We start from the raw sequence: 20725 nt of genomic DNA, 5'->3' as shown, positions 1-20725 counted from the left end.
GGTCACGGAGTCAGAGGGGGACTGACCGTGGACCGGGTGGAGCGTCGTACACGCATCCTCGACGTGGCCGGGGGCCTGCTCCTCGCCTGGGGCTACGAGCGGGTGACGATCGACGAGATCGCCCGGCGCGCCAAGGTCGGCAAGGGCACGGTCTACCTCCACTGGAAGACCAAGGACGCGCTGTTCCTCGCCGTCGTCCTGCAGAGCCAGTTCCGCAACCATCACCGGCAGTTGGAGCGCATGCGCGCCGATCCGCTGGAGATCCTGCCGAGCCGGATGCTGCGCGGGCTCTTCTGCGACTCCCTGAACGATCCGGTGCTGCGGGCCGTATACACCGACGATGCCGACATCCTCGGCCGGCTCAACGACACCGCGAAGAAGGAACTCACCGAGCTGATAGCCGAAGGCGACCGGATGCTGTGCCGTCATCTCGAAGTGCTGCGCGGACACGGCCTGGTGCACGACGACCTCGAGGTGCACCACCAGCAGTACGCCCTGATGGCCATGGCCACCGGCTTCTTCACGGGCGAGGCCCTGCTCGCCGGCAGGGCCCCCGTCGCCCCAGAGGTACGCGCCGACATACTCGCCCGAACGGTCCGCGGCGCGCTGGAGACCCCCGGCGGGCAGAAGGCCGCGGCCGCAGCGGCGCCGGAGATCATCGCGCTCTACGAACAGTTCGGGGAACTCACCCTGCGCGAGATCCGCCGGCAGGTACGCGACTGATCCGGCTGCCACGGCGGCGCGGGCAGGGCCGAAGCGCGGCCGGTCCGCCGGTCCGTTTCGGGGCGTGCCCCATGGCCGCCCCCTCACCACCCGAGCGAACCCCCGGCCAGACCGACCCCCGGCCAGACCGACTCCCAGACCGACTCCCAACCCGGAGGAGAACGAAAGATGTCGGCATTACCCACCTCACCGTTCGCCGCACACGTCGGGAAACACCCGGGCGAGCCGAATGTGATGGACCCGGCGCTGATCACCGACCCGTTCGCCGGCTACGGCGCGCTGCGTGAGCAGGGCCCGGTCGTACGCGGCCGCTTCATGGACGACTCACCCGTCTGGTTGGTGACGCGGTTCGAGGAGGTCCGCCAAGTCCTGCGCGACCAGCGGTTCGTGAACAACCCGGCCGCGCCGTCCCTGGGGCACGCGGCCGAGGACAACCCGCTGACCAGGCTGATCGACATGCTGGGCCTCCCCGAACACCTCCGCCCCTACCTGCTCGGATCGATCCTCAACTACGACGCCCCCGATCACACCCGGCTGCGCCGCCTGGTGTCGCGGGCCTTCACGGCCCGCAAGATCACCGACCTGCGGCCGCGGGTCGAGCAGATCGCCGACGCACTGCTGGCCCGGCTGCCCGAGCACGCCGAGGACGGCGTCGTCGATCTCATCCAGCACTTCGCCTACCCGCTGCCGATCACCGTCATCTGCGAACTGGTCGGCATACCCGAGGCGGACCGCCCGCAGTGGCGGAAGTGGGGTACCGACCTCGTCTCGATGGAGCCCGACCGGCTCAGCACCTCGTTCCCGCCGATGATCGAGCACATCCACCAGATGGTCAGGGAGCGGCGCGGCGCGCTCACCGACGATCTGCTCAGCGAGCTGATCCGCACTCATGACGACGACGGGGGCCGGCTCAGCGACGTCGAGATGGTCACCCTGATCCTCACGCTCGTCCTCGCCGGTCACGAGACCACCGCCCACCTCATCAGCAACGGCACGGCGGCGCTGCTCACCCATCCCGACCAGCGGCGCCTGCTCCAGGACGACCCGGCCCTGCTCCCCCGCGCCGTGCACGAGCTGATGCGCTGGTGCGGGCCGGTGCAGATGACCCAGCTGCGCTACGCCGGCGCCGACGTCGACCTGGCCGGCACCACGATCCGCCGGGGCGAGGCCGTCCAACTCATCCTGGTGTCGGCGAACTTCGACCCGCGCCACTACACCGACCCCGACCGCCTCGACCTGACCCGCCACCCCGCGGGCCATGCCGAGAACCATGTGGGCTTCGGCCACGGAGCGCACTACTGCCTGGGCGCCACACTCGCCAAACAGGAGGGCGAAGTCGCCTTCGGCAAACTGCTCGCGCACTACCCGAAGCTGTCGCTGGGCGTCGCACCGGAACACCTGGAGCGGACGCCCCTGCCGGGCAACTGGCGGCTGAACGCGCTGCCGGTGCGGCTGGGGTGAGCACAGCTCTCGCGGCAGGCCGCTGGGCCTGCCGCGGGGCCTGGCCGGCCGGCTGCCGTCAGCGCGTACGGCTTGCCTTCAGCGAGTACATGAGGGGGACGCGGGGGCGGTCGCCGGGGAACCGGTGATAGCCGTCGCCGTCACGTCGCAGGGCGGCGAAGCGCTGGAACATCGTCATGTCGTGCTCGTGCAGGAAGTCGATGCGCAGGCCCGTGCCGGCCAGGGCCGAGACGACGTCGCCGAGCGGGTGCTGCCATTCGACGCTGCGGTTATTGACCGTCGGTGCGCCGAAATCCACGTAGGTACCGGGGGTTTCGTCCACCCATGCATCGCGGCTGAAGTAGTCGTGGACGAGGCGCGATCCGGTCTCGTCGTCCAGGGCGTCGCACAGCGGGTGGAATTCGGCAAGGTAGAGGAAGCCGCCGGGAGCGACGAGGGAGGCGGCGGTGTCGGCCCAGCGCTCCAGGTCAGGAAGCCAGTTCAGGGCGCCGATGCCGGTGTAGACGATGTCGTACGCGGTGTCGGGGACGGCCTCGGCGGCGTCATAGACGTCGGCGGCGACGAACGCGGCACGGTCCGGGCCGTAGCCGAGCTCTGCGGCCAGCTCACGGGCGGCGTCGATGGCGGGTTCGGAGAAGTCCAGGCCGACGACCCGGGCCGCACCACGATGGGCCCAGGAGAGGGTGTCCTGGCCGAAATGGCACTGGAGGTGCAGGAGGGACCGCCCGTTGACGTCCCCGACCTCCGCAACCTCGAAATCACGGAGCACGTCGCGCGCCCTGCGGAATCCGTCCTGGTCGTAAAAATCGCTCACGGTGTGGAGGGCGACGCGCTCGTCCCACATCGCGCGGTTGGCCTCCCACCAGTCGTCGGGACCGGCGTTTCTTCGCATATAGCGAAGTTATCCACAGGCTTGTGGCCCTCGCCAACGGATTTCCGGCGCCGGGCGCAGAATGGGCCCATGACTGACGAGACGACCGCAGATCCAGGCCACGCCACCGCTCCGGACCCTTCGCACTCTTCACACGCGCCAACGGCTGCCACCCACCCCACAGCCGTGACGGGGACGGCCTCGTCCGACGCGATAGCGGTGACGGACGGTGCGCCGAAGGACTCGAATGACTCGGTGAGCGCGGCGGGCCCGTCGGGCGCGGCGGATACCCGGGGCGCGGATGCCGCGATGCCGGACTGGGAGAAGCGCTTCCGTGCGCCGCGGATCGGGCTGCCGGACTGGGCCGAGGACGCCCCGGACCGCTCCCTGTTCGTCTCGAACGCCACCGGCACCTTCGAGCTGTACGCCTGGGACCGGGCAACCGGCAGCCAACGGCAGGCCACGGACCGGCCGAACGGCACGACCGACGGGACGCTGTCGCCGGACGGCCAGTGGATCTGGTGGTTCTCGGACACCGACGGGGACGAGTTCGGCGTCTGGATGCGGCAGCCGTTCGCCGGCGGCCCGGATGAGCCGGCCACCCCGGGACTCGCCGCCTCGTATCCGGGAGGGCTGGCGATCGGCCGGGACGGAACGGCGGTCATCGGGTGCTCCACGGACGAGGAGGGCTCGACGGTCCACGTCGTACGGCCGGGTGAGGCGCCGGTGGAGATCTACCGGCACCGCGAGTCGGCGGGCGTCGGCGATCTCTCGCACGACGGCTCGCTGATCGCCCTCGAGCACACCGAACACGGCGATGCGATGCACTCCGCGATCCGCGTCGTACGGCCCGACGGGTCCACGGTCGCGGAGCTGGACGACACCAAGGGCGGGACCGAGGAGCTGGGCCTGTCGGTGATGGGTTTCGCACCGGTGGACGGGGATGCCCGGCTGCTGGTGGGGCACCAGCGGCGGGGCCGCTGGGAGCCGATGATCTGGGATCCGCTGACCGGGACGGAGACCGCCCTGGAGATCGACCTGCCCGGAGACGTGGGTGCCGACTGGTATCCCGACGGGTCGGCGCTGCTGGTGGAGCACGAGTACCAGGCACGCAGCGAGCTGTGGCGCTACGAGCTGGTCCGGCCGGCCGGCACCGGCGCTCCGGCCGACGCCACCGACGCGGCTGCCGCGCCCGGCCGTCCCCGGCTGACGCGGGTCGAGACCCCGGCCGGCTCGGTCTCGGGTGCGACGGCGCGGCCGGACGGAACGGTGGAGTTCCTGTGGTCGTCGGCGGCGCAGCCCCCAGAGGTGCGTTCGACGAGCGGCAAGGTCGTGCTGGACCCGCCCGGTAGGAAGGCACCCGCGTCGGTTCCCGTGCAGGACGTATGGGTGGAGGGCCCCGGTGGCCGTATCCATGCGCTGGTACAGCAGCCGGCGGGCGAAGGCCCCTTCCCGACGGTCTTCGACATACACGGCGGCCCGACCTGGCACGACAGCGACGCCTTCGCCTCGTCCCCCGCGGCCTGGGTGGACCACGGCTTCGCGGTCGTGCGCGTCAATTACCGCGGCTCGACCGGCTACGGCCGCGCCTGGACCGATGCGCTCAAGCATCGCGTCGGGCTGATCGAGCTGGAGGACATCGCCGCGGTCCGCGAGTGGGCGGTCTCGTCCGGCCTGGCGGATCCGGAGCGGCTGGTGCTCTCGGGCGGCTCATGGGGCGGCTACCTGACCCTGCTGGGACTCGGCACCCAGCCGGAAGCCTGGGCAGTGGGCCTGGCGGCGGTCCCCGTCGCGGACTACGTCACGGCGTACAACGACGAGATGGAAGCCCTCAAGGCGATGGACCGGACCCTGCTGGGCGGCACCCCCGAGGAGGTCCCGGAACGCTTCGAGGCGTCCTCGCCGCTGACCTATGTGGACGCGGTGCGGGCACCGGTCTACATCTCCGCGGGCGTCAACGACCCACGCTGCCCGATCCAGCAGGTGGAGAACTACGTCCAGCGGCTGGAGGACCGCGGCCATCCGCACGAGGTCTACCGCTACGACGCCGGCCACGGCTCCCTGGTCGTGGAGGAGCGCATCAAGCAGGTCCGCCTGGAGCTCGACTTCGCCCAGCGGCATGTGATCGAGAAGAACTAGAACGGGAGAGGAGCCGGGGAGGAGCCGGGAAGGAGCCGGAGAGGGGCGAGAAGCACCGGGGGCGCGTCCCACCGGGGGCTCCCCGGGGCTCGGGCATCTGCCGCCAGCGCGAAGCGCCCCTGGTGGCAGCCTCCGAGGTCCGGAGGCCGATGTGACATCTGTCGCCGAGGCCCGGAGGCCGATGCGGCAGCTGCCGCCGAGGGCCGGAGGCCGGTCGATGTGACAGCTGCCGCCGAGGGCCGAAAGTCGATGGAGGGGTGGGGAGGGGGCGGGGCGGGGCCCAGGGGGCGGGGGAGCGGGGGGGAGCGGGGCGGGGCCCGGTCAAGTAGTGGTGTGATGCGCCAGCGCCGCATGGGGGTCTGTGCCCTCGCTGGTGTGGTCGGTGTGCACGGTCGCGGCGGTGAGCCGGGGGACGGCGTGGATCAGGGCGTGTTCCGCGGCGACGGCCAGCGCATGGGCCTGCACCACGGTGAGACGGGAGTCCACGACGATATCGGCCTCGGCCCGCAGGGTATGGCCGATCCAGCGCATGCGGACCTGGCCGATGCCGCGGACACCGTCCACCGTGCGCAGGGCCGTTTCGGCGGCGTCGATGAGTCCGGGGTCGACGCAGTCCATCAGCCGCCGGTAGACCTCCCTGGCGGCGTCGCGCAGCACCATGAGGATGGCGGCGGTGATCAGCAGGCCGATGAGCGGGTCGGCCGCCCGCCAGCCGAGGGCCGCGCCGCCCGCGCCGAAGAGGACGGCGAGGGAGGTGAAGCCGTCGGTACGGGCATGCAGGCCGTCGGCCACCAGCGCGGCCGACCCGATCTTGCGCCCGGTGCGGATGCGGTAGCGAGCCACCCATTCGTTGCCGATGAACCCGACCACGGCGGCCGCTGCCACCGCCCACAGGTGGGTGATGTCGCGGGGGTTCAGCAGCCGGTCCACTGCCTCGTAGGCGGCCAGCCCCGAGGAGACGGCGATCGTCAGCACGATGGCGATACCCGCAAGGTCCTCGGCCCGGCCGTAGCCGTAGGTGTAGCGGCGGTTCGCGGCCCGGCGCCCGAGGACGAAGGCGATGCCCAGCGGAACGGCGGTCAGGGCGTCGGCAGCGTTGTGGATGGTGTCGCCGAGCAGCGCCACCGACCCCGACAGCACCACGACCACCAACTGGATCGCGCTGGTCAGGCCCAGGATGCCGAGCGAGAGCCACAGAGTGCGCAGGCCCTCGCGGGAGGTCTCCATCGCACCGTCGATCTTGTCCATGGCGTCATGGCTGTGCGGGGTGACGAGGTGGACGATCCGATGCCGGATCCGTGACCAACGGCCGGAATCGTGGTGGCCACCGTGCCCATGGCTGTCATGACTGTCACGGCTGTCATGACTGTCACGGCCGTCATGGCTGTCACGGCCGTCATGACCGTCACAGCCCTCACGGCCGTCATCGCGGTCGTGATGACGGCCATGATCGGAGGGATGGAGGTGGTGCGCCTGGACGTAAGGGGGGTGCTGGGGGCGCTGGGGGTGACGGGCGTGATCATGGCCATGCGGGTGGGTGCTCTTGCCTGCCATATGGCCTACCGTGGCACGCCGAACCCATTGCGGCTACTGCCGTGATACGGCCTCTGACCAGGTGCAACATGGTCGCAGTAGCGGGGTCCCGGCGACCGGCTTCAGGCCCGCTGGGCCGGGGCCGCCTCAGCCTGTTCGGAGCCCTGCTCCTCACCCTGGCCGACGCCCCGCTCCTCGCTCTGAGTAGCGCCCCCGCCGTCCTCCAGATCTCCCTCCGGCCCCGGGCCTCCCTCAGGTTTCGGGCCTCCCCCCGACACCGGGCCCTCCTCCGTCACGATGCCCAGCGCCGCGTCCTTGGCGGCTTCGGCGTCACGGCGGAAGAGCCGGAACCACATGAAGACCACGAAGCCGGCGAAGACGAACCACTCGCCGGTGTAGCCGAGGTTCTGGAAGGCCTTCAGGTCGAGGCCGCTGCCCTCGGCGGCGGCCGGGGGGACAGCGCGCAGCGGCGCCTGGGCGTCGGTGAGCGTGATCCAGGCGTCGTACACCTCGTACGGCACGATGTTGACCAGCGAGGCCGCGCTGATCATGCCGAGCTGCCCCTGCGGCAGCCCGCCGCCGGCCTGTACACCGTCGGTGCCCTGGTTCTCGGAGGCCTGCAGCGCGCCGGTGACCGTCAACTCACCCTTGGGCGGCGCGGGCACCTTCGCCGTGTCGGCCTTCGAACCGGCGTCGCCGGGCAGCCAGCCCCGTACGACCGGCAGCGCCTTGCCGCCGTCCGTACGCAGCAGATCGAGGACGTAGAAGCCCTGCTGCTGCCGGCCGTGCTTGTCCTTCAAGGTGCGGTCCGGCACGAGCAGTTGGTGCCCGGTGTCGTAGTGCCCGCGGGCGCTGGCCTGCCGTCCTGAGGTGACCGTGTCGACGGGCAGCAGACCGGCCAGCGGACGGGCCGCCGCCGTCTTGGCCCGGGCGGAGCGGTCCTCTTGCTGCTGATGGGTGTTGACGCGGTCCTCGAAGCGGCTCAGCTGCCAGCTGCCCATGAAAATGCACAGCGGAATCGCCAGTACGGCGAACACGTTGATTCCCCACCACCGCGGGGTCAGCAGGAACCGGTACACACCACAACGGTACGGGGCCCGTGCGGCGGGCCCGCACCGCCCCCTCCGGCCTCCTCCGGCCATGCCCCTGCCGTCGCCCCCTACGGGGCGGCCAGCGCCTCGGTGCGGTACACCGTTCCGGCGCAGGCGTCCGTGACCTTGGCGTCGGCCGCGGAGGGTTCGCCGGCCTCCGGCGTATGGGTGAGAACGATTCCACCGGACGCGCCGCCGCCCCCGGATCCCTCGTCGCCGCCCGCCTGGCCGCCACCGCCGCCGGCACCGCTGCCGCCACCGCCGTCGCCCGTTGCCGTGGCCCCGGCGTCCGGGGACTGCCCCGGGTCCTTGGAGGGTGCGGGGGTGGGCGAGGGCCCGGGATTGACGCATCCGGTGGCGCCGCCGCCGGACTGCGGGATCCAGGCGAACTTGACCTCGTACGCCTCCCCCGGCTTGAGAACCAGCTGGTCAGGAGTGGTGGCCGGGTCGGGAAGGCCGGTGGCCTCATCACCCGAGGTGTGGTCGACGACATGGATGCGGTCAGGGTTCGTGGAGCCGTGTGCGGCCAGGCCGACGGTGCCGCCGCCCTCGACGGAGCATGCGGCACCGGAGGTGTTGACCACCCGGAACGTGCCGTAGATACGGCCCGTGGAGTCCGCAGGACCGACCGTGCTGCTGCCGTTGCCGAGCTGGTCGCGCCCGCAGACCGGCGAGGTGACGTCCATCGTCTCGTCCGGGCCGGGGGTTCCGGCACCCGCGCCGGGGCCCGCGCCCTCCTTGCCCTTGGCCTTGCCCTCGCCCTGCGGCTCGCCGCCGCCCGGCGTCTCGCCGCCCCCTTGGGTCGGCCGCGGGCCGGCCTGCTCGGTGCCTTCGCCGTGTGTGCCGCCGGTACTGCCCTGGGCGTGCTGGTTGCCGGCCGCATTGGCAGCCCGTTCCTCGGAGCCGTCGGCGAGGTTCACCACGTGGACCATGGCGGGGATGGACGTACCACCGAGGAGCAGCGCGGCGGCCGCGCCCAGGACGGCATGCCGACGGCGCTGACGGCGGGCGGGTACCGCGCGGCGCAGCTGTTCCAGCGCGTCCGGCGCAGGTTCGAGGCCGCCCACGCGGGACTGCAGCAGCCGCCTCAGGTCGTCCTCGCCGCCGAAGCCGCCGGTGGGGTGGCTGCGGCCGTGGCCGTCGCCACCGGCGCCGCCGAAGGCGGTGCCGGTGTGCTCCTGGGCGTCGCTGCCGTACGCATGGCTCTCGGGCCCCTCACCGGCGTCTGCCCCGCCCCGGGCACCGAGCGCGACTCCCGCCATGCCCGCGGGCGCTCCCTGGGCTCGGGCCGCTGTGTCGTCCCTACCGGCGCGCGCCGCTGCGCCGTCCGTACCGCCGTGGGCCTGCTCGGCGTGAGCCACCGCCTCGTGGGTACCGGCAGATGCCTGCCCCGCGACACCGATGTCCTCGCCGCTGCCGGAATTTTGGCCGGATTTCGCGCCCTGCCAGACCGTGTCACCCCGTCGGCGGCCCGCACCTGGCTCGTAGCCCGGACGGCCCGCACCCGGCTCGTGGCCCGGACGGTCCGTATCCAGTTCGTGGCCCGGACGGCCCGCACCCGGCTCGTCGCCCGGGTGTCCCGCACCCCGTCCGCCTCCAGGCTGCCCCTGCGCCTCACGCGCCGCATACAGCTCACGTACCGGGTCGAGCAGCCGGCCCGACGCGACCGGGTCGAACGACCGACCCGACGTGACCGGGTCGCCCGACCGACCCGACGTGACCGGGTCGCCCGACCGGGTCGCGCCGGACGGGCCACACGAGTCAAACGAGCCGGACGGGTCGAACGGGTCGAACGGGTCGTACCGGCCACGCGTGGTGCCACTCATGCGGGAGCCTCCATCGCGACGCGGAGCGCCGCGATGCCCCGCGACCCGTAGGCCTTGACGGAACCGAGCGATATGCCCAGCGTCTGGGCCACCTGCGCCTCGGTCATATCGGCGAAGTAGCGCAGCACCAGCACCTCGCGCTGCCGACGCTGCAGACCGCGCATCGCCTGGATCAACTGGTCCCGCTCCAGCAGGTCGTAGGCGCCCTCCTCGGCGCTCGCCATGTCGGGCATCGGCTTGGACAGCAGCTTGAGCCCGAGGATGCGGCGGCGCAGCGCGGAGCGCGAGAGGTTGACGACCGTCTGACGGAGGTAGGCGAGGGTCTTCTCGGGTTCGCGCACCCGTCCACGCGCGGAGTGCACCCGGATGAAGGCTTCCTGGACGACGTCCTCGCAGGAGGCGGTGTCGTCGAGGAGCAGCGCGGCGAGACCGAGCAGGGAGCGGTAGTGCGCGCGGTAGGTCTCGGTGAGGTGGTCGACTGTGGTGCCCGCTGCCATCGCGTCGTCAGTGTCCCCACGCTGCGGAGGAATCTGCGCGGGACGCGTGGTGGGCCAGGGAGCGATCACTGGCATGCCCCCGGACGCAAGGGGCCGCGGCGGGCGCACCGTTGCGCCCGCTGCCCCCGCCGGGGCGATGGTGAATCCGAGTACCTCTGCCACGCCTGTTGGACACGCTTCCCCCTATAAGGGTTGTACGCGCAAGGCACCGCTTTTGACGATGCATCAAATGCCCTCATGCGTACCAGCTCTTCCTGAATGCCCTAATTGCCCGACGCGAATTCCCCGACACCGGGGCCTCCCCCTGCGACCCGCGGACATCCCGGGCCACCCCTGCGGGCGGCCACAAAGACGCTCCCCGCCCAACTGCCGGTTGCAGTCTGGCGGGGAGCGAATGGTCGAACAGGCCGTCAGCCCAGATCAAGAGGTTCGGACCAGTAATCCGCTCACAGAATCTTCACACGCTCCGCAAAGTATCCCTCAGGCGGTAGGCGCACGACGGCCGATCCCGCCAACTCGGCTCCCCACCATGGCAGAAGCCCGCACCGGCAGGTCACGAAACCCATAAGGGACCGGGCCGGCAAACCGCCGGCCCCATGGGGCACCCGCCCCTACCCCCGGAGCTCCCCCGCCACCAGCTCACCGACCTGTGCCGTGTTCAGGGCAGCCCCCTTGCGCAGGTTGTCCCCGCACACGAACAGCTCCAGCGCCCGCGGGTCATCCAGCGAGCGCCGCACCCTTCCGACCCAGGTCGGATCCGTACCGACGACATCGGCAGGGGTCGGGTACTCGTCCTCGGCCGGGTCGTCGCTGAGGACGACCCCGGGGGCCGCGGCCAGGATCTCGTGCGCACCGCCGACCGAGACCTCGTTCTCGAACCGGGCGTGCACGGTCAGGGAGTGGGTGGTGATCACCGGCACCCGCACACAGGTCGCGGTGACCGGCAGATCCGGCAGCCCCAGGATCTTGCGGGACTCGTTACGGATCTTGAGCTCTTCGGAGGACCAGCCGTCCTCCTGGAGCGTGCCGGCCCAGGGCACGACGTTGAGGGCGATCGGCGCCGGGAACGGCCCCAGCGTGTCCCCGACGGCCCGGCGCACATCGCCGGGCGCGGTGCCCAGCTCCGTACCGGACACCGCGGACAGCTGCGCGCGCAAGGTGTCGACGCCGGCCTTGCCCGTCCCGGAAACGGCTTGGTACGAGGAGACGATCAGCTCGCTCAACCCGTACTCGGCATGCAGCGCCCCCAGCGCGACGATCATCGAGAGCGTCGTGCAGTTCGGGTTGGCGATGATGCCGCGCGGACGCACCCGCGCCGTGTGCGCATTGACCTCGGGCACGACCAGCGGCACGTCCGGGTCCATCCGGAACGCGCCGGAGTTGTCCACGACCACCGCACCCTTGGACACGGCGACCGGTGCCCACTGCGCGGAGACCTCGTCGGGGACGTCGAACATCGCGACATCGATACCGTCGAAGGCTTCCTCGCTCAGCGCGACGACCTCGACCTGTTCGCCCCGCACGGTCAGCTTGCGGCCGGCCGAGTGGGGAGAGGCGAGCAGCCGGATCTCGCCCCAGATATCGGCCCGCTCGGACAGGATGCCGAGCAGGACCGAGCCGACGGCGCCGGTGGCGCCGACGACGGCGAGATGCGGCTTGGCGGCCTTACGGGCGCCCGCCCACGCCGTATCGGCGAGGGACGGACGGCCCGCCTCGGCCGGAATCATCGGCCGGTGCCGCCATAGACCACGGCCTCGTCACTGTCGGTGTCGAGACCGAAGGCGGTGTGCACGGCCCGTACGGCCTCGTTGACGTCATCGGCACGGGTGACCACCGAGATGCGGATCTCGGAGGTCGAGATGAGCTCGATGTTCACGCCCGCGTTCGACAGCGCCTCGAAGAACGTCGCCGTGACGCCGGGGTTGGTCTTCATCCCCGCGCCGACCAGCGAGATCTTGGCGATCTGGTCGTCGTAGCGCAGCGAGTCGAAGCCCACCGCCGTACGGGTCCGCTCCAGGGCCGCGACGGCCTTGCGGCCCTCGGCCTTGGGCAGCGTGAAGGAGATGTCGGTCAGACCGGTCGACGCGGCGGAGACGTTCTGCACCACCATGTCGATGTTGACCTCGGAGTCCGCGATCGCACGGAAGATGCGCGCGGCCTCGCCCGGCTTGTCCGGGACTCCGACGACCGTGACCTTCGCCTCGGAGGTGTCATGTGCGACGCCCGAGATGATTGCCTGCTCCATCGGCTGGTCCCCTTGCGGTTCGTTGCTGACCCACGTGCCCTTCAGCCCCGAGAACGAGGAGCGGACGTGGATCGGGATGTTGTAACGGCGTGCGTACTCGACGCAACGGTGCAGCAGCACCTTGGATCCGGAGCTCGCCAGCTCCAGCATGTCCTCGAAGGAGATCCAGTCGATCTTCCGGGCCTTCTTCACGACCCGGGGGTCGGCGGTGAAGACACCGTCCACATCGGTGTAGATCTCACAGACATCGGCGTTCAGGGCGGCTGCCAGCGCGACGGCGGTCGTGTCCGACCCACCGCGCCCCAGCGTCGTGATGTCCTTCTTGTCCTGGGACACGCCCTGGAACCCGGCGACGATGGCGATATTGCCCTCGTCGACGGAGGTCTTGATGCGGCCCGGCGTGACGTCGATGATCCGTGCCTTGTTGTGCACGGAATCGGTGATGACACCTGCCTGGCTGCCCGTGAAGGACTGCGCCTCATGGCCGAGGTTTTTGATCGCCATGGCCAGCAGGGCCATGGAGATCCGCTCTCCGGCGGTCAGCAGCATGTCGAACTCGCGCCCCGACGGAATCGGGGACACTTCCTGCGCGAGATCGATCAGCTCGTCCGTCGTGTCGCCCATCGCCGAAACCACCACGACAACCTGGTTGCCGTTCTTCTTGGCTTCGACGACTCGCTTGGCAACGCGCTTGATGCCCTCGGCATCCGCAACGGATGAGCCGCCGTACTTCTGCACGACAAGGCCCACGTGCGCTCCTCGCAACTGTCTCATCGGGAGTTTCCTCCCGGACCCCCGGAAATGGGGGTACTGCGGTCGGCTCAGTCTAACGAGCAAGCGGAATCCGCCCTGCTGATACCACATCGTGAGACATGCGACTCACTGGTTGATCACGGATTTTCACCGTGATCACCTGTCCCGTGAGTTCCACGTCCCGAGGCGGCTCCACAAGGCGCACCGTCGCGCCCGCTCGGCGAGCACATGCCCGCTTCTGGGCAGTACACACGAAAACGTAACCCAGGTCACAAGGTCCGGTCGCGGCGAAGAGGCCCAGGGGGCGGACGGCCCGGGCATGACCGCCCCCGGCTCACGCCCCCGCACACCCCGCCTCACACCCCGCGCAGCCCCAGCGGCCCGGCGATCTCCGCCACCATGACCTTTCCGGCCTCCTCGGCGAGCCGCTCCTCGTCGCCGGTGACGCTGCTGTCGGTGTCCAGACCGTCCAGCTCGACCAGCGGCTGGTCGAGGCGTACGTGGGCGACCAGCGACTGCAGCGCGCGCAGGGCGGCCGAGGCGGTCGGGCCCCAGTTGGACAGGTAGGAGAACTGCCACCACCACAGGGCTTCACTGACCCGGCCCGCCCGGTAGTGCGCCAGGCCGTGCCGCAGGTCGGTGACGATGTCGGCCAGGTCGTCGGAGATCCGGCTGGCGACCGGCTCGCTGCGCGGCACATACGGGTCGAAGACCTCGGAGTAGACGTCCACCGGGTCGAGCAGGGTCGCGAAGCGCTCGCGCAGGTCGTCGACGTCCGGCTCCGGTCCGGTGTCCGGCTCGTACCGTTCGTCGGGTACGAAGTCCTCGTGGGCGCCCAGACGGCCGCCGGTGAGCAGCAGCTGGGAGACCTCCAGCAGCAGGAAGGGCACCGCGCTGTCCGGTTCGTCCCCCTTGGCGACCTCCGTCACCGCGACGATGAAACTCTCGACCGAGTCGGAGATCGATACGGCGAAGTCGTCCGGGTCCTGTGTCGCGTTGTGCAGCGTGGCATCAGACATCGAGAAGTCTCCTCCCTTCGAAGGCCCGCCCCAGCGTGACCTCGTCCGCGTACTCCAGATCGCCTCCGACCGGCAGACCGCTCGCCAGCCGCGTCACCCGCAGGCCCATGGGTTTGATCATGCGGGCCAGATACGTGGCCGTGGCCTCGCCCTCGAGATTCGGGTCGGTGGCCAGAATCAGCTCGGTGACGGTGCCGTCCGCGAGCCTGGCCAGCAGTTCCCTGATCCGCAGGTCGTCGGGACCCACGCCCTCGATCGGGCTGATCGCCCCGCCGAGGACGTGGTAGCGACCGCGGAACTCACGCGTCCGCTCGATCGCCACGACGTCCTTGGGCTCCTCCACGACGCAGATGACCGCCGGATCACGCCTCGGGTCCAGGCAGACCCGGCACTGCTCCTCCTGCGCCACATTGCCGCAGGTGCCGCAGAACCGGACCTTCGCCTTGACCTCCATCAGCGCGTTCGCGAGCCGGCGGACATCGGTGGGCTCGGCCTGAAGAATGTGGAAGGCGATCCGCTGCGCGCTCTTGGGACCGACGCCGGGCAGCCTGCCCAACTCATCGATCAGGTCCTGGACCACGCCTTCATACACGGAACGTCTTCTTTCTCTTCTGCCGTGATGCGTACGCTAGTTGGCTACTCCTCAGAAGGGGAGACCCGGGATTCCGCCACCGCCCAGACCCTGGGCGAGCGGACCGAGCTTCTGCTGCTGGAGCTGCTGGGCGCTGGCGTTGGCGTCGCGGACCGCCGCCAGCACGAGGTCGGCGATCGTCTCGGCCGTCTCCTCGGCGGAGTCGGTGTCGACCGCCTTGGGGTCGATGACCAGGCCCGTGAGTTCACCGGAGCCGGTCACCGTGGCCTTGACCAGGCCGCCGCCCGCGGAGCCCTCGACGGGTGTCTCCGCGAGCTCCTGCTGCGCGGCCGCGAGATCCTGCTGCATCTTCTGGGCCTGCTGAAGCAGCTGCTGCATATTGGGCTGACCACCGGGGATCACGACGTGACTCCTGCCATACGACAACGATTGTGCGGGTAGCCCGAGCCTACGTGTTTCACGAGCCCCGCGCCCTATGCCGTAGGGAGGAGCACGGGTGTACGCCTGGTGTACGCCCGCTTACCCGTTCTCCGGCCCCGAGCCCCGGACTTGCCCGCGCACCGGCGCGCTGCCTACGCGGTGCTGCCGCCCCGGCTACGCAACGTGGAAGTCTTCTACGCGTTGTTGAAGACGCCCACTGGTTGTTGGTCTCTGCTCGTCGTTGTTGTTGTTCTTCTGCTCGTCGTTGTCGTTCTTGTGCTCGGTTGTTGTTCTCGGGCTTGCTCGGCGTGGTTGTTCTTCTACTCGTTGTTGAACTCTTCCACCACGGTCGCGCCGAGTTCGCGCACGATCAGGTCGTGGCCGCTGAGCGCGGAGTCGACGAGGTCGGCATCGTCCTCGGCCGGCATGTCGTACTCGATCGACGTCGGCGGGGGCTCCGGCGGCGAGTACGAAGCCTCCGCCCCGGACGCCGGCTGTCCGCCGCCCGCGGACGCCGACGGAGAGACGGCCTCCCGCGCCAACCGGGCGCCCTGGCTGCCGCCGGTGCTGCCACTGCCGCTGCCACCGCCGGCTGCGCCGCCGCCCTGCCCGTACTGGCTCCCGGATGACGGGGGCGCCGACGGGCCGCTCTGCTGGGGCGGGGACTGCGGCCCCCCCTGCTGCGGCGCGGCGGGCGCCCCGCCGCCGAAGCCACCGCCTCCTCCGCCACCGAAGCCGCCACCGCCGCTACGGGGAGCGCCGCCGGCCGGCGGATTGGCCCCGCCCGACGGGTCGACGATCGCCTCGACCCGCCACTGCACCTGGAACCGCTCGGCCAGCACGTCCTTGAGAACGTCCTCGCTTCCCCCGTTGGCGAAGCTGTCGCGGGCACCGGCATTGGGGAAGCCGATCTGGAGCGTCGTGCCGTCGAAGCCGGAGACCTGGGCGTTCTGGCTCAGCAGGATCCACGTGAAACGCCGGCGGTCCTTCACCGCCTCCAGGATGTCCGGCCACATCTGCCGCACCTGAGCGGCACCCTGCGCCGCCCCCGGGGCCGCCCCGGCCTGCGGCGGCTGGGCTGCGGGCGCGGGCGGACCGGCCGCCGGCTCGGGTGAAGGCGAAGGCGAAGGCGAAGGCGAAGGCGAAGGCGAAGGAGCAGGCGCCCCGCCCTGCGGCGCCTGGCCGCCCTGCCCCGGTGCCACGGCCGTGGGCCACCCACCGGGCTGCCGCCCGCCGCCGGGGCCGTTGCCGCCCCCATTGGCTCCGGCGCCGCCGGCGGTTCCGCCGCCGCCATTCCCGCGGCCGGTGCTCCCGGGCCAGGCTCCGGGACGAGCGGCCGCGCCTTCACCGCCGCCGGCGCCCTGCGCCTCGCCCTGAGCCCCGGCCTGCGAAGCGGACGCCGGGCCGCCCTGTGGCGCCGCCGCGCCTCCGCCGCCACCCCACTGCTGCTCTCCTCCGCCGGACGCCGCCGCGCCGGCCGTGGGCGCACCCGGAGCGGGAGCCGCCGGAGCAGCCGGGGCCGGCGCGGACGGAGCCTGAGCAGGGGAAGCCCCCGCACCGCCCGCCGTACCGCCGCCCCCCGCGCCACCGCTCGCCGCGCCCCGCACGGCGGCCCGCGCAGCGGCCGGCCCGGAGGGTCCTGCCGGCCCGGACGCCCCGGCCGCCGGCATCGCCGGATGAGCCTCCGGCCCCGGCACATATCCGGCCGCCGGCCCGCCACCGGACGCCACCACGGGTGCCGGCCCGGCCCCGAGGTCTCCCCCGGAGCCCGCACCGCCGCTCATGCCACCGGCCCCGCCGCCGCCCAGGAGCGCCGCGCTCGCGCCGCGCTCCAGACGGTCGAGCCGCGCCTGCACCGACCGCTCGTCGTCGTACGCCGCGGGCAGCAGCACCCGCGCACAGATCAGCTCCAGCTGCAGCCGCGGCGAGGTGGCCCCGCGCATCTCCGTCAGGCCCGTATTGACCAGGTCGGCGGCCCGGCTCAGCTCGGCCGCCCCGAAGACGGACGCCTGCGCCGTCATCCGCTCCACCACATCCACGGGGGCGTCGATCAGCCCCTTCTCCCCCGCGTCCGGCACGGCCGCCAGGATCACCAGGTCCCGCAGCCGCTCCAGCAGGTCCGCGACGAAGCGCCGCGGGTCGTTGCCGCCCTCGATGACCCGGTCCACGACCTCGAAGGCCGCCGCGCCGTCCCCCGCGGCGAACGCCTCCACGATCGAATCCAGCAGCGAGCCGTCGGTGTATCCCAGCAACGCCGTCGCCATGGCATACGTCACACCGTCCGCACCGGCACCGGCGAGCAGCTGGTCCATCACGGACATCGAGTCACGCACCGACCCGGCCCCGGCCCGCACCACCAGCGGCAGCACCCCGTCCTCGACCCGGCTGTCCTCCCGCCCGCACACCTCGGCCAGGTACTCCCGCAGGGTCCCCGGCGGCACCAGCCGGAACGGGTAGTGATGCGTTCGCGAGCGGATCGTCCCGATGACCTTCTCGGGCTCGGTCGTCGCGAAGATGAACTTCAGATGCTCCGGCGGCTCCTCGACGACCTTCAGCAGGGCGTTGAAGCCCGCCGAGGTCACCATGTGCGCCTCGTCGATGATGTAGATCTTGTACCGGCTGCCGGCCGGCCCGAAGAAGGCCTTCTCGCGCAGCTCACGGGCGTCGTCCACGCCACCGTGCGATGCCGCGTCGATCTCGATCACATCGATCGAGCCCCGGCCGTTCCTGGCCAGGTCCAGACAGGACTGGCACTTCCCGCAGGGCGTGGGGGTGGGACCTTCCTCACAGTTGAGGCAGCGCGCCAGGATCCGCGCACTGGTCGTCTTACCGCAGCCTCGCGGCCCACTGAACAAATAAGCGTGATTGACCCGGTTGTTCCGCAGTGCCTGCTGCAGCGGATCGGTCACGTGCTCTTGCCCGATGACCTCGGCGAAGGTCTCGGGGCGGTAGCGGCGGTACAGCGCAAGGGACGACACGCATACGACGATATCGGGCCGCACTGACAACCGGCGGGTCCCGTAAACGCAAGCGCCCCCCACGCACCCGCCAGAGCCAACCTACCCTTGCTGCCTTCCGGCCCTGGGGGAGTTCAGTCAGATAGCGCCACGTGAGGGGCTGCGCACCACAGTAGCGGATCCCCCGCCCCGGAAACGAACCCACACCCCACCCCGGGCCCGGGCCGCCCCCTCATCCACCTCTCGTCCACTCCTCACCCACCCTCACCCACCGCTCCTCGGGATCATGGTCGCGAGCACTCCTCAACGTCTTGTATTGTTTGCGGCGGAGGATTCGCCTAGTGGCCTAGGGCGCACGCTTGGAAAGCGTGTTGGGGGCAACCCCTCACGAGTTCGAATCTCGTATCCTCCGCCAGTGCTCTCACCGGGCACAACGTGAAGGGCCCCACCGCTTGCGGTGGGGCCCTTCACGGTTCTCCGGCTCCGCTCTCGTCTCGGTGGGTGTCCGAAGCGCGTCTCGATCTACTGCGGGATCCCGCGGAGCACCAGCCGCCCGCCCCGCTCCCGATCCTGGATCTCCCGATGCTGCCGGAGGATCTTGATCAGAGGGTCAGGCAGACCGATGATGCGCCTGCCCGCACGTGACCATGGGCGTCCGCACTCCCGGCTGCCACGGCGTGGAACCGGGGCGTCCAGCACACCGTGTACAACCGACGGGAGCCCTTTGAGCCGCGCCCTCTGAAACGGGGAAAGACTGTTGTTGGACGAGATGGTGTTCCGGACCGATGCTCTGCCTGCGGCGGACCGGTTCGACTACTGGGTCGAGCTACTGGGCCGCACCCACGCCCCCATGGAGCTGCGCAGCGACTACACCGACGATTTCCGCGCTTCCCAACGCGTACTGGACCTCGGTGGTGTCACGGTGTGGTCTGCCACCTACCAGCCCCTGGTCTTCCGGCGCACACCGAAGTTGATCCGGCAATCCGACCCGGAGGCCTACCATCTTTCCCTCGTCGTACAGGGGACCGGGACAGGCGAGTGGAGGAACCGGGAGACCGAGTACAAGCCTCACGACCTGTTCGTCACCTCCACCTCACTGCCGAACGACATCCGCAGCAGCACCGGGGGCCCGGTCACGATCCTTGCGCTGGAGACTCCCAAGGCCCTGCTGCCGCTGCCTCGCAACATGGCCCCGCGGCTGGTCGGGGCGCCGGTGTCGGGCCGGGAGGGCATGGGTGCCCTCCTGGCACGGTTTCTCACCCAGCTGACCGTGGACACGAGCGCGTACCAGCCCTCCGACGGCCCCCGGCTGGGCACGGTCTTGAATGATCTGGTCGCCGCGCTCTTCGCCCACCTGCTCGAAGCCGGCGACGGCCTCCCTCCGGAGACCCACCGGCGAACCCTCATCCTGCGCATCCAGGCGTTCATCCGGGAGCACCTGCACGACCCGCACCTCGCCCCGGCCACCATCGCCGCCGCGCACCACATCTCCACCAGCTACCTGCACCGCCTTTTCCGGGACGAGGACGCCACAGTCGCCGCCAGGATCCGCCGCCTTCGCCTGGAGGCGGCCCGCCGCGACCTCACCGACCCGGCGCTCCATGCCCTCCCCATCCACTCCATCGCCACCCGCTGGGGCTTCCCCCGCGCAACCGACTTCAGCCGCGCCTACCGCGCCGCCTACGGCACCACGCCCAAGGATCACCGGCATCAGGCCCTCAACGGCCACAAGTGAACTCATTGCCAACACGGTTGTGCACTCTGAGCCAACGACTCACCAGCGGCGTACCGACATCATGGAGGCGCTGGTTCGATCACTGCCTGTGCACGGGTCGGGGGCCTGTCGCGAGGGCGAACTGCCCCGAACGACCAACCGGGCAGTGATCCGCAATCGTCTTATCCACAGGGGGAATTCATGCGCACTCTCACATCAGCCGGAGCACTCGTTGCCGCCGGCGGCCTCACCCTCGGCCTGACGGCCGCACCGGCCTTCGCGGCGCCCACCGCCGCCGCGCCCACCGCCGCCTCTGCCTCCGCCTCCCCGGCCGCGGCGCGGCTCGCCGGCGGGGGCTGGCACATCAAGAACGCGAAGAATGTCGCCGATGCCGGCGTGCCGAAGCCGGGTAGGTCGGTCGTCTGCAACTGGGTCATGTCGGGCGGTGGTGCGAAGACTCACGGCGAAGTGTGTTTCGACCCGGACGGCGACACGTTCTACGTCAAGGACTCGCTGGCCGACGGAATGAGCATCTCGATGCGCGCCCTGTACCGCGGCAACACGCAAACCGTCTTCGAGTGCAGGGATTACCTCGGCGGTGCCAAGGGCTGGACGGCTTGCGATTTCTCCAGCGAGATGAGGGAAGGCCGGGGAATCAACTTCATCGCCATGGCGTGGAAGGGCAACATCCCTAAGTACAAGAGCAGCACGGCGGACGCGGAGAACTGAACGACCGAGCGGGGCTGGGCCTGTCGGTGACTTCCTTTGTCGCCAACAGGTCCGTTGGGCAGGTGCGGTCGCGACGGCGTCCGACTCGGTCGCCTACCGCACGTCACTGACCGGACCAGGTATTCGTCCGCCTTGATCGTTCGTCCAAGGCTCCA

The 20725-nt window shown here is 70.8% G+C and carries 17 protein-coding genes, 1 tRNA gene and 1 other RNA gene; 7 read left to right on the top strand and 12 right to left on the bottom strand.

The window, feature by feature from the left end:
* Positions 1-36 precede the first annotated feature (36 nt).
* Positions 37-723: a TetR/AcrR family transcriptional regulator gene (locus ABR737_RS24945; RefSeq protein ID WP_350252414.1), complete on the top strand. Its 687-nt coding sequence runs from the start codon at positions 37-39 to the stop codon at positions 721-723.
* A gap of 168 nt (positions 724-891) precedes the next feature.
* Positions 892-2184 carry a cytochrome P450 family protein gene (locus ABR737_RS24940; protein ID WP_350252412.1) on the top strand — a complete coding sequence of 431 codons (1293 nt, stop codon included), beginning with the start codon at positions 892-894 and terminating at the stop codon, positions 2182-2184.
* Positions 2185-2242: 58 nt separating this feature from the next.
* Here ABR737_RS24940 and ABR737_RS24935 read toward each other — a convergent pair whose 3' ends face one another.
* Complete coding sequence (locus tag ABR737_RS24935) at positions 2243-3076, bottom strand: methyltransferase domain-containing protein (RefSeq protein ID WP_350252410.1); 834 nt, start codon at positions 3074-3076, stop codon at positions 2243-2245.
* Between the two features lie 288 nt (positions 3077-3364).
* Here ABR737_RS24935 and ABR737_RS24930 point away from each other — a divergent pair, with 288 nt between their 5' ends.
* Complete coding sequence (locus ABR737_RS24930) at positions 3365-5194, top strand: S9 family peptidase (protein WP_350256914.1); 1830 nt, start codon at positions 3365-3367, stop codon at positions 5192-5194.
* Between the two features lie 321 nt (positions 5195-5515).
* Here ABR737_RS24930 and ABR737_RS24925 read toward each other — a convergent pair whose 3' ends face one another.
* Positions 5516-6478: a cation diffusion facilitator family transporter gene (locus ABR737_RS24925; protein WP_502964505.1), complete on the bottom strand. Its 963-nt coding sequence runs from the start codon at positions 6476-6478 to the stop codon at positions 5516-5518.
* 60 nt (positions 6479-6538) lie between these two features.
* Here ABR737_RS24925 and ABR737_RS43960 point away from each other — a divergent pair, with 60 nt between their 5' ends.
* A complete protein-coding gene (locus tag ABR737_RS43960; RefSeq protein ID WP_502964543.1) occupies positions 6539-6793 on the top strand; it encodes a hypothetical protein in 255 nt (84 codons plus the stop codon).
* Positions 6794-6849: 56 nt separating this feature from the next.
* On the opposite strand, the gene ABR737_RS24920 is transcribed toward ABR737_RS43960, so the two are convergent.
* The 10 genes from ABR737_RS24920 to ffs all read right to left on the bottom strand — a co-directional run bounded on the left by ABR737_RS24920 (position 6850) and on the right by ffs (position 18292).
* Positions 6850-7806: an SURF1 family protein gene (locus tag ABR737_RS24920; RefSeq protein ID WP_350252407.1), complete on the bottom strand. Its 957-nt coding sequence runs from the start codon at positions 7804-7806 to the stop codon at positions 6850-6852.
* An 80-nt stretch (positions 7807-7886) separates the two neighbouring features.
* On the bottom strand, positions 7887-9644 hold the full coding sequence (locus ABR737_RS24915) for a hypothetical protein (protein WP_350252406.1): 1758 nt from the start codon (positions 9642-9644) through the stop codon (positions 7887-7889).
* Positions 9641-10303, bottom strand: a complete 663-nt coding sequence (locus tag ABR737_RS24910; RefSeq protein ID WP_350252404.1) for a SigE family RNA polymerase sigma factor — start codon at positions 10301-10303, stop codon at positions 9641-9643. The genes ABR737_RS24915 and ABR737_RS24910 overlap by 4 nt, the downstream gene beginning before the upstream one ends.
* A gap of 449 nt (positions 10304-10752) precedes the next feature.
* Entirely contained in the window at positions 10753-11868 is a 1116-nt protein-coding gene (locus ABR737_RS24905; protein ID WP_350252403.1) for an aspartate-semialdehyde dehydrogenase, read from the bottom strand.
* Positions 11865-13136 carry an aspartate kinase gene (locus tag ABR737_RS24900; protein WP_350252401.1) on the bottom strand — a complete coding sequence of 424 codons (1272 nt, stop codon included), beginning with the start codon at positions 13134-13136 and terminating at the stop codon, positions 11865-11867. The genes ABR737_RS24905 and ABR737_RS24900 overlap by 4 nt, the downstream gene beginning before the upstream one ends.
* Positions 13137-13495: 359 nt before the next feature.
* A complete protein-coding gene (locus tag ABR737_RS24895) occupies positions 13496-14158 on the bottom strand; it encodes a DUF5063 domain-containing protein (protein WP_350252399.1) in 663 nt (220 codons plus the stop codon).
* Positions 14151-14750 (bottom strand): recombination mediator RecR, encoded by a 600-nt coding sequence (recR, locus tag ABR737_RS24890; protein WP_018089931.1) that lies wholly within the window; start codon positions 14748-14750, stop codon positions 14151-14153. The genes ABR737_RS24895 and recR overlap by 8 nt, the downstream gene beginning before the upstream one ends.
* A 51-nt stretch (positions 14751-14801) precedes the next feature.
* Positions 14802-15152: a YbaB/EbfC family nucleoid-associated protein gene (locus ABR737_RS24885; protein WP_093484352.1), complete on the bottom strand. Its 351-nt coding sequence runs from the start codon at positions 15150-15152 to the stop codon at positions 14802-14804.
* A gap of 338 nt (positions 15153-15490) precedes the next feature.
* Positions 15491-18148 (bottom strand): DNA polymerase III subunit gamma and tau, encoded by a 2658-nt coding sequence (locus ABR737_RS24880; protein ID WP_350252398.1) that lies wholly within the window; start codon positions 18146-18148, stop codon positions 15491-15493.
* 45 nt (positions 18149-18193) lie between these two features.
* Positions 18194-18292, bottom strand: an RNA gene (ffs, locus tag ABR737_RS24875) — signal recognition particle sRNA small type.
* Positions 18293-18454: 162 nt separating this feature from the next.
* Between ffs and ABR737_RS24870 the strand changes: the two genes are divergently transcribed.
* The 3 genes from ABR737_RS24870 (at position 18455) to ABR737_RS24860 (ending at position 20570) form a co-directional block, all read left to right on the top strand.
* A tRNA-Ser gene (locus tag ABR737_RS24870) sits at positions 18455-18542 on the top strand.
* A 342-nt stretch (positions 18543-18884) separates the two neighbouring features.
* Positions 18885-19862: an AraC-like ligand-binding domain-containing protein gene (locus ABR737_RS24865; protein ID WP_502964370.1), complete on the top strand. Its 978-nt coding sequence runs from the start codon at positions 18885-18887 to the stop codon at positions 19860-19862.
* A gap of 180 nt (positions 19863-20042) precedes the next feature.
* Positions 20043-20570 carry a hypothetical protein gene (locus ABR737_RS24860; RefSeq protein WP_350252396.1) on the top strand — a complete coding sequence of 176 codons (528 nt, stop codon included), beginning with the start codon at positions 20043-20045 and terminating at the stop codon, positions 20568-20570.
* The last annotated feature ends 155 nt before the right edge of the window (positions 20571-20725 follow it).

It is taken from the genome of Streptomyces sp. Edi2, assembly GCF_040253635.1.
GTDB lineage: Bacteria > Actinomycetota > Actinomycetes > Streptomycetales > Streptomycetaceae > Streptomyces.
The sequence above is the reverse complement of the archived record's forward strand: the minus strand, read 5'-3'. Positions and strand labels throughout refer to the sequence as shown.